Annotated in this window: 14 protein-coding genes; 5 read left to right on the top strand and 9 right to left on the bottom strand. The window is 71.8% G+C overall.

Annotated features, from left to right (window positions below; all coding sequences use genetic code 11):
• The 8 genes from ACFVYI_RS27445 to ACFVYI_RS27410 form a co-directional block, all read right to left on the bottom strand.
• Complete coding sequence (locus ACFVYI_RS27445) at window positions 1-789, bottom strand: ATP-binding cassette domain-containing protein (RefSeq protein WP_387890307.1); 789 nt, start codon at window positions 787-789, stop codon at window positions 1-3.
• 191 nt (window positions 790-980) lie between these two features.
• Window positions 981-1,382 (bottom strand): hypothetical protein, encoded by a 402-nt coding sequence (locus tag ACFVYI_RS27440; RefSeq protein WP_387890306.1) that lies wholly within the window; start codon window positions 1,380-1,382, stop codon window positions 981-983.
• A 356-nt stretch (window positions 1,383-1,738) separates the two neighbouring features.
• Window positions 1,739-2,470 (bottom strand): tyrosine-protein phosphatase, encoded by a 732-nt coding sequence (locus ACFVYI_RS27435; protein WP_387890303.1) that lies wholly within the window; start codon window positions 2,468-2,470, stop codon window positions 1,739-1,741.
• 131 nt (window positions 2,471-2,601) lie between these two features.
• A complete protein-coding gene (locus ACFVYI_RS27430; protein ID WP_387890301.1) occupies window positions 2,602-2,994 on the bottom strand; it encodes a hypothetical protein in 393 nt (130 codons plus the stop codon).
• Window positions 2,987-3,850 (bottom strand): heavy metal-binding domain-containing protein, encoded by an 864-nt coding sequence (locus ACFVYI_RS27425; protein ID WP_387890298.1) that lies wholly within the window; start codon window positions 3,848-3,850, stop codon window positions 2,987-2,989. Before ACFVYI_RS27425 ends, ACFVYI_RS27430 begins: the two co-directional genes overlap by 8 nt.
• A gap of 1 nt (window position 3,851) precedes the next feature.
• Window positions 3,852-4,724 (bottom strand): heavy metal-binding domain-containing protein, encoded by an 873-nt coding sequence (locus tag ACFVYI_RS27420; RefSeq protein ID WP_387890296.1) that lies wholly within the window; start codon window positions 4,722-4,724, stop codon window positions 3,852-3,854.
• A gap of 208 nt (window positions 4,725-4,932) precedes the next feature.
• Entirely contained in the window at window positions 4,933-5,070 is a 138-nt protein-coding gene (locus ACFVYI_RS27415; protein WP_387890295.1) for a DUF397 domain-containing protein, read from the bottom strand.
• Window positions 5,063-5,992: a helix-turn-helix domain-containing protein gene (locus ACFVYI_RS27410; protein ID WP_387890293.1), complete on the bottom strand. Its 930-nt coding sequence runs from the start codon at window positions 5,990-5,992 to the stop codon at window positions 5,063-5,065. Before ACFVYI_RS27410 ends, ACFVYI_RS27415 begins: the two co-directional genes overlap by 8 nt.
• Before the next feature lie 172 nt (window positions 5,993-6,164).
• On the opposite strand from ACFVYI_RS27410, the gene ACFVYI_RS27405 reads away from it, so the two are divergent.
• The 3 genes from ACFVYI_RS27405 to ACFVYI_RS27395 all read left to right on the top strand — a co-directional run bounded on the left by ACFVYI_RS27405 (window position 6,165) and on the right by ACFVYI_RS27395 (window position 7,965).
• A complete protein-coding gene (locus tag ACFVYI_RS27405) occupies window positions 6,165-6,599 on the top strand; it encodes an ATP-binding protein (RefSeq protein WP_387890291.1) in 435 nt (144 codons plus the stop codon).
• Between the two features lie 10 nt (window positions 6,600-6,609).
• Window positions 6,610-7,245: a tetratricopeptide repeat protein gene (locus ACFVYI_RS27400; RefSeq protein ID WP_387890289.1), complete on the top strand. Its 636-nt coding sequence runs from the start codon at window positions 6,610-6,612 to the stop codon at window positions 7,243-7,245.
• Window positions 7,246-7,446: 201 nt separating this feature from the next.
• The gene (locus ACFVYI_RS27395) at window positions 7,447-7,965 is read left to right on the top strand and encodes a DUF3995 domain-containing protein (RefSeq protein ID WP_387890287.1); all 519 of its coding nucleotides are present in this window, start codon (window positions 7,447-7,449) and stop codon (window positions 7,963-7,965) included.
• A 96-nt stretch (window positions 7,966-8,061) separates the two neighbouring features.
• Here ACFVYI_RS27395 and ACFVYI_RS27390 read toward each other — a convergent pair whose 3' ends face one another.
• Entirely contained in the window at window positions 8,062-8,958 is an 897-nt protein-coding gene (locus tag ACFVYI_RS27390) for an aminoglycoside phosphotransferase family protein (protein ID WP_387890284.1), read from the bottom strand.
• 63 nt (window positions 8,959-9,021) lie between these two features.
• Between ACFVYI_RS27390 and ACFVYI_RS27385 the strand changes: the two genes are divergently transcribed.
• Both ACFVYI_RS27385 and ACFVYI_RS27380 read left to right on the top strand, forming a co-directional pair.
• On the top strand, window positions 9,022-9,603 hold the full coding sequence (locus ACFVYI_RS27385) for a hypothetical protein (protein WP_387890283.1): 582 nt from the start codon (window positions 9,022-9,024) through the stop codon (window positions 9,601-9,603).
• A 124-nt stretch (window positions 9,604-9,727) separates the two neighbouring features.
• On the top strand, window positions 9,728-12,217 hold the full coding sequence (locus ACFVYI_RS27380) for a Tex family protein (protein ID WP_387890280.1): 2,490 nt from the start codon (window positions 9,728-9,730) through the stop codon (window positions 12,215-12,217).
• Window positions 12,218-12,327: the final 110 nt, after the last annotated feature.

Below are 12,327 nucleotides of genomic sequence, written 5' to 3'. Positions count from 1 at the left end.
TCAGGCCTCCCGCTCGACCAGGCGCGTGTAGGCGGCCTCGGCGTCGGTGCCCGGGGCCGTGCCGCCACCCGTGCCCGGGCCGGTGTCGGGGCCGGTGTCAGGGGAGGTGGCGGTGGCGAGGGCGTGGAACTCCCCGATGCCGCCCTGGAAGCGGACTCGGCCCTGGTCCAGGACCACCACGTGCCGGTAGGTCGCGGCGAGGTCCTCGGTCTGGTGGGTGGAGACGATCACGCTGACCTCTCCGGCCAGGTCCTCGACGAGGGTGCGGAACATGCCGCGCTGTGCCGGGTCGAGCCCGGCGGTCGGCTCGTCCATCAGGATCAGCTCGCTGCGGTGGGCCAGGCAGCCGGCGATTCCCAGCCGGCGCAGTTGACCGCCGGAGAGCCGGTGGCTCCGGCGGTCGGCGAGCGGGGCCAGGCCGACCCGTTCCAGCGCACCGGCCGACGCCTGCCAGGCCTCGGCGCGCGACATGCCCTTCAACCAGCCGCAGTACGCGACCTGTTCGCGCACGCTGAGCCCCGGCACCGGGGTGACCTGTTGCGGCAGCCAGGCCACCGCCCGCCGGTACGCGGCCCGGCCGTCGTGCCCGGTCGGGGTGCGCCCGCGCCAGGAGACCGAGCCCTGTCGCGGGGCGAGCTGGGAGGCGGCCAGTGCCATCAGGGTGGACTTTCCGGCGCCGTTGGGGCCGAGCAGGACGGTGGCCGGATCGTCGATCCGCAGGGCGAAGCCGGCGAAGAGTCCGGCCTTCCGGGTGTACCGGAAGTCGATGCGGTGGAATTCAAGGGTCATGGCGGGGTCGACGCATTTCGCTCGGTGGGTGCGGGTGCGGGTGCGGGTGCGGGGGCGATGCGGTGGGAGGGGTGGTGTGCCGACGGAAGGGGGCTCCCGTCGGCACACCGGGAACTCCGGCAGCTCGGACGATTCCGGTGGCTCCGTGAATTCCGACAGCTCCGGAAAGCGGGCTCAGGGTCGGGCCGGGCTCAGTACTGGGCGTTCACCGAGTCGACCCAGAGCTTGCCTCCGGAGCGCACGCCCTCCAGCGCGAAGTAGTACTCGCCGGAGCTCTGGTCGCCCCAGACGGAGGTGTCGCACCGGTTCAGTCGGTAGCCGTAGGACTTGTCGGGGCCGAGGATGTCCTTGTAGAGCTGGAGGTCGGCGTTCTTGAAGTCGTTGGTGTCGGTGCTGCAGCCCTTGAACGACACCGTCGTCACGGCGTCGTCCCGGTCGTTGTCCGCCCACCGGCGGGACTCCGAGCCGGGCCCCCAGTTGCTGATGTGGGACGTCCAGGAGCCCTCCGCGAGGGCCGGCGTCGCCCCGGCGAATCCGAGCAGCGCGGCGGCCACCAGAATGCCGCGCACGAGCGTGCGGTGCTTCGCGTGCATATCCCGTCCGATCTTTTCGGTGACGCCGCAACGGGCGTCATGCAGGCAAAAAGAAACGAGCGGAGGTTCGACTGCCACCGGCCTTGATCACCCGATCGGACGAGCCGCCGCGGGAACGACCTTAGCGTGCACGAACAGCTGCCCAGAACTATTATTTCCGGCCATTCGGAGAATGGGAGTGGTGGGGCCCTGGCTTGGCAAGTCGGTGACTCGAAGTGGCAGAATATTTACTTGACCGAAGGAGAACCAGCGCAGCCCTTTCAGGAATGCTCAGTGCTGACCGATGTGCTGTTCAGCTCTGATTTTGTGGGATTGTCATTCCAGTGAGGGGCTGGCTGATTTCCGCCGCCGCCCGGCTACTCGGCGAGCAGCCGGGTGCGCAGTGAGGCGATCAGTTCCTCGTCGACACCGAGTGTGCCGGTGGCATAGGCACGCACCGAGCCGTGGGCGGCGGTGAGATCGGCGAGCACGTGCCGGATCACGTCCTCCGGCGCGCGCCCGTACCCGGGCCAGCGCAGCGTGCGCCCGGGGTGGGCGGCGTGCCAGTCGGCGACCAGGTGCGGCGTGGCCAGCTCGGTGAGCGCGAAGTCGGCCGCGATGTCGTCCTCGGAGACATCGAGCAGGCTGAGGACGAGGGCCGCGATCAGCCCGGTGCGGTCCTTGCCGGAGGCGCAGTGGAAGACCAGCGGCCGGTCCGCCGTAGCGATGAGACCGAGCACCTGGCGGATCTCCGCCACCCCGTCCTCGGCCACCTCCGCGAACCGGTCGGCGAGGTGGCGCCAGGGGTCGACCTCCGGGTCGATCTCCGCCTGGTCGTACGGCCGGTGCTCGATCGAGAGGTTGTGGTACGCCACCCCGTCGAGCTCGGGTATCCGCCCCTTGGCGGCGATCTCCCAGGGGTAGCGCAGGTCGATCACGGTGCCGATGCCGAGCTCGCGGAACAGCGCGAGGTCGGCGGGGGAGGAGAGCTTGCCGAGCGCGTCGGACCGGTAGAGCCGCTGCCACCGGACCGACTGCCCGTCAGAGGTCCGGTATCCGCCCAGGTCACGGAAGTTGTGCAGGGCGTCGAAGGTGATGTGACGTGTCATGGACGCACCCTACCGACCACCGCGGAGGGGCACCGAAGATCCCCTCCGCGGTGGTCGGGGAGGGGATTCGGGGGCACCGGGTTCGGCAGCCGGGAGCCGGGAAGGCGTCGACGCGGCGGGGCCGGTGACGGTCAGCCCAGAAAACGCTCGACGGCCTCGCGGGCACGGGCGTTCGAGGCCGCGGCCTCGGCCAGGGACCGGGCCAGGGCATCGATCCACTCGTCCAGGCCCACGTGGCGCCGCGAGAGTACGATGCCCCGCACCTCGTGGCAGATCTCCCCGGCCACCCGGCCCCGATCCATCCGCAGCGAGAGCCGCCACTCCCCGAGTGCGACGTCCAGTTCGGCGACCGAACCCTCGCGCCCGGCCAGCCGTTCCGTGACGGAACGCCTGCGCTTCACCCGCACGGCGCCGGGCGGCAGCGAGTCCGCCAGGTTCGCCGACAGCACCTTGGCGTAGAGGTCGAGGTCCGCGCTGTCCCGGCGCAGCGCCGCGGCCAGCAGTTCCACATCCGTCTCAGGCATCGAGGCTCAGCACCATGGTCGGTCGGTCGATGACGTGGTCGTCGCGAAGCGGGCGCACCGCCGTCCCGATGGCGAAGAACTCGGTGGTGTGCGACCCCCAGCTGTGCGAGTGCTGCCTCAGCTGGACCGCCACGATCCCCTCGGCCTCCAGGGCCTGCCCCTCCGCCTGCATGCGGCTCATCGCCAACTCGCGCGCATCGTAGAGGGCCTGGGTGAACGGCTCGATCTCCACGTTGCGGCCCGTGTTGCCCAGCACCTGGGTGATGCGCTGGTGCGCCACGTGGTAGACGCACGACCCCATGACCATGTCCAGCGGTGCGTACCCGGCCCGGATCAGTGTCCAGAAGTCCTGGCCGGACAGGTCCGAGGTGAACGGCTTGCCCTTGTTGTTGAGCCAGGTACCGCCCGGTCCCGGGTCCGCGCCGTCCGCCTTCACGGCCGTGCCGACCGCGATGAACTCGGCGATGTCCGAGCCGAACTCCTTGAACTCGATGTCCAGCCGCACCCCCACGATCCCGTCCGCCCCCAGTGCGCTCGCCTCCGCCTCCATCCGGCTCATCGCCAACTCGCGCGCGTGGTACATGGCCTGTGACAGCTTGGTCAGCTCCTGGTTCTTCGACCACCGGCCGAGCTGGATGCCGACGTGGTAGACGGAGGAGCCGAGGACGAGGCCGAGCGGGCGGAAGCCGGCCTCGCGGACCAGCAGGAACTCGTTCACCGTCAGGTCCGAGGTGAAGAGCGAACCCTTCTCCCCCGGCCGGAGCTGCGCGAGGCGCCGCATCGCGTCCTCGGGCACGCCCTCCGCAGCAGGCTGCGCGGCCTCCCCGGCCGGTTCCTTCCCCGTTCGCTCGGTCATGTCAGCGCTCGCGCTCCAGTCTCATGATGGTCAGTGGCCTTGGCCCGGCGGGCCGCTCGGAGCGGCCGAACCGGGCGATGGAGGTGCCGACGAAGACCGCCTCCGCGCTGAGGTCGCGCGAGTACCCGAACGTGGGGCACTCGCTCTCGCTCACCGTCAACTCGACCTCGTCGACCACCACCCCGTCGCCGCCGTGCTTCGCCGCATCGAGGGCCAGCTGGTTCCGGGCGTCGTGGCGGACGTGGTTGATCAGCCGGGTGTAGCCGTCGACCTCCTGGTTCCCGGCGGTCCACCGGATCCGGCGGGAGGTGCGCCAGTCGTCGTGCCGGATCGCGAGGGCGATGCCGAGAACGAGTCCGGTGGGAACCCATCCGGTGTGTATCAGCTTGGCGAAGTCCTGGCCGCTCAGGTGCGACGTGAAGGGCAGGCGCGGCCGGATCCGCGAGCGGGCCCGGACGGCGGTGCCCAGCGCGGTGAACTCCAGGCCCCCCGCCGGGAACTCGTCGACCCGCAGCTTCACCCCGACGATCCCGTCGCCGCCGAACGCGCGGCACTCGGCGACCGCCCGGGCCAGCGCCAGCCTGCGCGCCGCGTACAGCGTCCTCACCAGCGGCGCGAAGGACGAATCCCACGCCGAGGACGGCGGCTTCATGCCGTCTTCGGCCGACCACGCGCCGGGGCAGCCCCAGACGCCGGTGTACCCGATGGTGAAGACGGCCGTGCCGAGCACCTGCCCGACCGGATCGAACCCGGCACCCTTGATCGCCGCGAACTCCCCGGACGACAGCGCCGAGTCCCAGGTGTTGCCGGACCGGGGCTCTGCCGTCCCGTCGGCAGCGGCCCCCGGCGGACCGGCATCTCGTCGGTGTGTCATCGACCCCTGCGCCATCGACCTCTCGGCTCACCGCGCGGATCGCGTCGCCGTTCGGCAGCTTATGTCATCGGAGGGAGCGGCGAAACGGTGATCACGGGCTCCAACGGGTTCTCCCGTCCGAGCTCTTGGGTGCCGAGCCGCCGCCGTCAGGCGCCGGTGGGCGGGGGCCAGGAAGGCCGGGCCGATCTCCGTGAACCGGCTGCGTCGGTCAGCAGCCGGGGGTCGGGAAGGCGTCGGTGCGGACGGCGTCGACGAAGGCCTGCCAGGCGGGGGCGGGGAAGGCGAGGACGGGGCCCTCGGGGTCCTTGGAGTCACGGACGAGCCGGCCGGACGCGAGGTCAGCCACTTCGACGCACTGACCGCCATTGTTGCCGCTGTAGCTGGACTTTCGCCAAGTGAGGTTGGAGAAGGAGGGTGTGGCGATGGACATTGAGGTACCTCTCCCTTGCTCTGCGGATCAGAGCCATGCTCTCGCGGACCGAGAGGGCATCGGCCTGGAGGAGATCATAGACCCGGGAGAACCGTTGGACCTCGCGCGGATCTTCCACGAAGTGGCCGTGGTTGGCGATTTCCGAGTAGATGCGAATCTTGCCGTCTGGTCCTGTGATGAGAGTCGCCGAGGCGTTGAACAGGATTCGCTCGCCGAGGGAGAACGGCACGACGTGAATCAGGTTGTTCGGGCGTTCGGCCATCCTGATGAGATGGTCGAGTTGCCTCTCCATCACACCCGCGCCCCCGACGTTGATGTTCAGTGCTGCCTCGGAGAGCAGATTGACGAGGAACGGTCCGTTGGGGTCCAGGAAGCGCTGCTGGCGGTTGAGGCGGGCTGCGAGCCGTTCGTCGATCTCCTGTGGGTTTCCAGCTGCATCGCCATGTTCGAACAACGCTCTGGCGTACTCCTCGGTTTGGAGCAGGCCCGAGATCCAGGTGGCGTTGTACTCCTGGACCTTGACTGCCTTCGCCTCCATTTGCGCGTAGCGACGGAACCAGTCGGGGTGGTCGACCTTGGCGTACCAGTCGATCTCCCGCCAGAGCTCCATCAACTCGCCCCCGGTCTCCAGCCACCTGTCCGCAGCGGTGACGAAGTCCTCCTGCGGGGTGCGAGTGCCGGACTCGATTCGGGAGACCTGGGAGCGGCTGCACGGCACCAGTACGGCCAGTTCGTCCTGGGACATCCGCTTGCTCAGCCGATGACGCCGCACGACGGCGCCGAACACGGCACCGGCACTCGCTCGGAGGTTGGGGTTGGTCGACGTCTTGCGGGTCATGGTGCGTTCCCCCTCGTGCCAGAACGTGCCCTGGAAACAGCTGATCTGTCGTCACGCTAGCCGGAATGGCCCATGCTTGTTGATGGAACGGAACAGGCGCTCGCCTTGAGTGAGTGCACGAAGCGCCTGCCCCGCGCACGGAATCCCACTGCACCCAGAAGGTGGCACCGCCATGCCCGAATCCCTTGACAGGACGCCGAGCGACCAGTTCTGCTCCCTCCCGCGCCACCTTTCCTCCGCCTCCGCCGCGCGGGTGGTCCTGCGGGGGTTCCTGTCCGATCTCAAGGGTGGCGAACGCTACGCCGAGGCGGCCGAGTTGATCGTGACCGAGCTGGTCGCGCACACCGTGCTGCGCCCGCGCGTGCCCGAACACCTGCTCATCGACGTGCTGTTCGAGTACACCGCCCCCTCCGGTCTGCGGATCGAGGTGTACGACACCGGTCGCGTCGACCCGGGACGGCTCCCGAGAGACAGCGCGGATCCGGAACCCGGACTCCGGCTCGTCAGGGAGTTCGCCTCCGCGTGGGGGCAGGAGTCGAGCGAGGGCGAACTCTCCACCAGTCTCGGTTGGGCGCAGCTCGACCCGCCGTCGGGCACCACGGCATAAAGTCGTGCCCATGGACGAACGAATCGAGCACGCGCGACGTCTCTGCAACCAGGCGGTGTTCGGGGGTGAGACGGATGTCCTGCCCGTTGCCGACAGCGAGTTGGACGCCGTCGAGGCCGACCTCACGTTGATTCGCGGCCGCGTTCTGCACGCCCGCTTCCTGCAGCAGCGGACGTCGGACGAACGCGAGTTGGAGCTGTTCCAGCATGCGGCGCACCTCTACCGGAGCCTCGGTGACGGGCGCGGCGAGGCCGAGGCGCAGTTCTGGATCGGCACCTATCACCAGGTCGTCCAGGGCGACGACTTCACCGCGCTCCCGGCCTTCCAGCGCTCCCGCGAGCTGGCGATCGCCGCCGGCGACCGCCTCACGCTCTCCTACGCCCTGCGCCACCTCGGCATCACCGAGCACAAGGCGGGCCGACTTCCGGCCGCCCGGGAGCTGCTGGAGGAGTCGACCCGCCTGCGCCGGGAACTCGCCTTCCCCGAGGGCGTGGCCGCCAACCTGGTCGGCCTCGTGTACATCGCCGTCGCCGAGGGCCGCTCCGACGACGCGCGCACCCTGCTCGACGAGGCCGCCGAGCTCGCCGCCACCGCCGGTGCGAAGGCCGTCCTGGACTCGATCGACGAGGCGCGGGCCGCTCTCTGAGCGGATGGCCGGCCCCGGGCGGGCGGCGGGACGTGGCTCTCGCGGGGGAGGAGGATCCTCCGCGCAGATGATCTGCCGGCTCCACCCTGCTGCGACGGTGGAGCCATGTCGATCACGCGTTCTTCGGGTACCACGGTGCGACCGGCCCCGCCGCGGGTGCGCGGTCGCGGCCCGGGCACACGGTGGGGCCACGCCGTTGCGGTGTGGGGGCTGCTGTTCGCGGTACCCAGCTTCGTCTGGGCGCTGGGCGGCACCGTCGGCGCGCGGTCGACGGTGGCGCCGTCACTGGTGGAGCTCGCTCGCGACCGCGTCCCGTGGTTCCTGGCCGTCCTGTGGGTGACCGGTCTGCTCAAGGTCTTCGGCGCCCTGATCGGCTTCGGCCTGACGCGGCGGCGGAGCCTGCGGCTCAGTCGCTTCCTGGTGTTCTGCGGTGGCGGCGCGACGGTCCTGCTCGCCTGGCACGGTGGCCTCTTCGTCCTCCACGGCCTGCTGGTCGAGGCCGGGGCCGTCTCGGTCGATCCCGATCTGGTCGGGCTGACCCGTTGGTACCTCTACCTGTGGGGGCCGTGGTTCATCGTCGGCGGCCTGGCGTTCGCCGCCGCCGCCACGCGCTACGCCCACCGTCATGACGACCGGCGCGGATTGCGACTCCTCGGTGGCATCGGTGCGCTCGGCGCGCTGCTCCTGTCGCTGGCGTCGACGGTCACCGGGATCGGCTGACGCTCACCGGGGTCGGTCGTCGACGCTCACCGGGGTCGGCCGACGGTCACCGGATCGGCCGACGGTCACCGGATCGGCCGACGGCAGCGCGGCCCGTCACACACTGCGGTCGGCGAGGACCTCGCGGATCACATGGCGGGCGTTGGCGGCCAGTGCCGGGTTGGTGGTGCGGTAGTAGGGGAGTTGGATCAGGGCGATGGACAGGGCCCAGGCCCGGCCGCGGGCCCAGGCGTCGTCGTCGGCGGCCAGGGCGGCGCGGAAGACGGGCCGGGCCGCGGCGGGGAGCAGGTTCCAGGCGACGATCAGGTCGACGGTCGGGTCGCCGACGCCCATCAGTCCGAAGTCGATGACAGCACTGAGGTGTTGACGGTGCAGCAGGACGTTGCCGGGGGAGAGGTCGCCGTGCATCCAGGCCGGTCTGCCGGTGTGTTCCGGCAGTCGAAGTGCCTTCTCCCACACGGCGGTTGCCGCGTCGGTGTCGATCGATCCGCGCAGCCGGCCGATCGCCGCCCGGGTGGAGGCGTCGCGGGCGGCCAGGGGCACGCCCCGAGAGGCCGGCGGGCCGTCGGCGGGGTCGACCGCGCGCAGGGCGGTGACGAACCCGGCGAGGTCCTGGGCGAGTTGGACGGGCGCGGTGGTCGCGCCGACGACCGGGTTGGCGCCGTCGAGCCAGTGCAGCACCGACCACTCCCACGGGTAGCCGGCGGCCGGCCGGCCGAGCGCGAGCGGGGCGGGAATGGGGAGCGGCAGGTGCGGGGCCAGCTGCGGTAACCAGCGCTGCTCGCGCCCGACGCTCTCGGCCGCCCAGCCCACCCGGGGCAGCCGGACGGCGAGTTCGGGCCCGAGCCGGAACATCGCGTTGTCCGTCCCGGCGGAGGCGACCGGCTCGATCCGCAGCCCGGCCCAGTGCGGGAACTGGGCGGCGAGCAACCGCCGTACCAGGGCGGTGTCGATGTCCGGTTCGTCGTCATGCATCCGGGCTGCAGCGCACATGCCCGGCACTGTACTCCCGGGCTCCTCGGCTGTTCGCGGTATTTCGAACACTAGGGTGGGGCGATGGCGATCAGGTGGGGACGTTGGGTCATGTGGGGGGCGCTCGGGGGCGCGGCCGCGCTGGTGGGCGCCGCCGTGGTGGGGCGGTCCAACCGGCGCTCGGGCGGACTGCTGGTGGCGCAGCAGCGGCTCGACGAGCCGCTGCTGTTCGGGACGTCGGCGCTGGCCCTGCTCATCGTGGCACTGGTGTTCTCGCCGTGGCCGTCGTGGGTGCGCGGCGGGCTCGGCTGCGCCGTGGTCGTGCTGGGCGTGGGCACCGTGCCGTTCTGGATCCTCTCCTCGGACGGCCCCCGGACCACGCACACCGAGGCCGCACCGGGGCGCCCGGACCGCGTCCTGGTGGTCCGGCAGGACCAGGCCGGGTTCGGGCCCGACCCGCTCTACTGGGTCTACGTCGACCAGGGTTCGGGTCTCGCCACCCGTCGCTGGCGTGTCACGTACGTCGACGGGGACCACGACGACCTCCGCGAGGCCGCCTGGGACGGACCGGACCGGCTGCGCGTGGTGACGAGCAAGGGCGGCACCCGGCTGATCGCGATCCTCGCCGACGGCCGACCGGAGTCGACCGTCGGTGACCGGTCCTGACGAGGTTCCGCACCAGGCGGGCCCGCGCCACGCCCGGCCGCGACGGGGCGGGCGGGGGCGTCGGGGGTACCTGCCAGAATGCGGGGGTACGGGGAAAGCAACTCTGGAGAAGGTGACCGGCTTCGTGAGCACGCCAGACGGACAGGTGGCCCAGCAGGCCCAGCAGGCCATCGAGCGGAAGATCGCCGAGGAGCTGGGCGTCCGCGGCGGGCAGGTGAAGGCGGCCGTCGACCTGCTCGACGGCGGCGCGACCGTGCCGTTCGTGGCCCGCTACCGCAAGGAGGCCACCGGCTCGCTCGACGACACGCAGCTGCGCACCCTGGAGGAGCGGCTGCGCTACCTGCGGGAGCTGGAGGAGCGGCGCACGGCCGTCCTGGAGTCGATCGAGACGCAGGGCAGGCTGGACGACGCGCTGCGCGCGCAGATCCTCGCCGCCGACTCCAAGGCCCGCCTGGAGGACATCTACCTCCCGTACAAGCCGAAGCGGCGCACCAAGGCGCAGATCGCCCGCGAGGCCGGCCTGGAGCCGCTGGCCGAGACCCTGCTCGCCGACCCGGCGCAGGACCCGGCGGCCGTGGCGGACGCCTACCTGAACGAGTCGGTGGCCGACCGGGCCGCCGCGCTGGAGGGCGCGCGGGCCATCCTGGTCGAGCGGTTCGGCGAGGACGCCGACCTGGTGGGCTCGCTGCGCGAACGGATGTGGACGCGCGGCCGCGTGGTCGCCACCGTTCGCGCGGGCAAGGAGCAGGACGGCGCCAAGTTCGCCGACTACTTCGACTTCGCCGAGCCGTACACCAAGCTCCCCTCGCACCGCATCCTGGCGATGCTGCGCGGCGAGAAGGAGGAGGTGCTGGACCTCGAACTCTCCCCGTTCGACGGTGAGGAGGGCGGCGACCTCCCCGGCGAGAGCGACTACGAGCAGCGGATCGCCGCCCGCTTCGGCATCGCCGACCACGGCCGCCCGGCCGACAAGTGGCTCGGCGACACCGTCCGCTGGGCCTGGCGCACCCGCATCCTGGTGCGGCTCGGCATCGACCTGCGCGGCCGGCTGCGCCAGGAGGCCGAGGACGAGGCGGTGCGCGTCTTCGCCGCCAACCTGCGCGACCTGCTGCTCGCCGCCCCGGCGGGCACCCGCGCCACGATGGGTCTGGACCCGGGCTTCCGGACGGGCGTGAAGGTCGCGATCGTGGACGCCACCGGGAAGGTCCTCGCGTACGACACGATCTACCCGCACCAGCCCGCCAACAAGTGGGACGCCGCGCTGGCCACGCTGGCGGCGCTGGCGAAGAAGCACGCCGTCGACCTGGTGGCGATCGGCAACGGCACCGCGTCCCGCGAGACCGACAAGCTCGCCGAGGACCTCATCAAGCGCCACCCGGAGCTGAAGCTCACCAAGGCGATGGTCAGCGAGGCCGGCGCCTCGGTCTACTCGGCCTCCGCGTTCGCCTCGCAGGAGCTGCCCGAGCTGGACGTGTCGATCCGCGGCGCGGTCTCCATCGCCCGCCGCCTCCAGGACCCGCTGGCTGAGCTGGTCAAGATCGACCCCAAGTCGATCGGCGTCGGCCAGTACCAGCACGACCTGAGCGAGGTGAAGCTGTCCCGCTCGCTGGACGCGGTGGTCGAGGACTGCGTCAACGCGGTCGGCGTGGACGTCAACACCGCCTCCGCGCCGCTGCTCACCCGGGTCTCCGGCATCACCGGCACGCTCGCGGACAACATCGTCTCGCACCGTGACGCCAACGGCCCGTTCCGGACCCGCAAGGCGCTCAAGGACGTTGCCCGGCTCGGCCCGAAGGCGTTCGAGCAGTGTGCGGGCTTCCTGCGGATCCCGGACGGCGACGACCCGCTGGACGCCTCCAGCGTGCACCCGGAGGCCTACCCGGTGGTGCGCCGGATCCTCGCCGGCACCGGGGGCCAGCTGCGCGAGCTGATCGGCAACAGCGCCGCGCTGCGGGCGCTGCGGCCGGGGGACTTCGCCGACGACACCTTCGGCATCCCGACCGTGACCGACATCCTCGGCGAGCTGGACAAGCCGGGCCGCGACCCGCGCCCGGCCTTCCGCACGGCCACCTTCAAGGAGGGCGTCGACAAGATCGGCGACCTGGAGGTCGGCATGCTGCTGGAGGGCGTGGTGACCAACGTCGCCGCCTTCGGCGCCTTCGTGGACGTGGGCGTCCACCAGGACGGCCTGGTGCACGTCTCGGCGCTGTCGAAGACCTTCGTCAAGGACCCGCGCGAGGTGGTCAAGCCGGGCGACATCGTCACCGTCCGGGTGACCACGGTGGACGTGCCGCGCAAGCGGATCGGGCTGACGCTGCGGCTGGACGACGAGGCCGGCCGGGAGCGCGGCGGCGACCGGGGCGGCAGCCGCGGTGGCGAGCGCGGTGGGGAGCGTGGCGGCGACCGCGCGGGGGAGCGGGGCGGCCGGCAGGCGCGCCCGCCGCGCCAGGACCGGCGCGGCTCGGGCGGTGGCTCCGGTGCGGGCTCGGCCGGCGGCTCCGGTTCGGGCGGCCAGGCCCCGCTGGGCAACGGTGCGATGGCGGACGCGCTGCGCCGGGCCGGTCTGGCCGGCGGGTCCGGCTCCGAGGGCGGCCGCCGCTCCGGGCGCCGCTGAGCCCCGGAACCGGCCGCCGAGGGCGGTGACGGACGTACGGCGGGGGGGGGGGGGGGGCGGGCACCCCCCCCCCCGCCGGCCGGCCGGGGCCCCGGGGGGGGGAGCACCCC

The organism is Kitasatospora sp. NPDC058218 (assembly GCF_042882445.1).
In the GTDB taxonomy this organism is placed as follows: Bacteria; Actinomycetota; Actinomycetes; order Streptomycetales; family Streptomycetaceae; genus Kitasatospora.
Note: the sequence above shows the minus strand (reverse complement) of the source record. Positions and strands in the feature narration are given on the sequence as shown.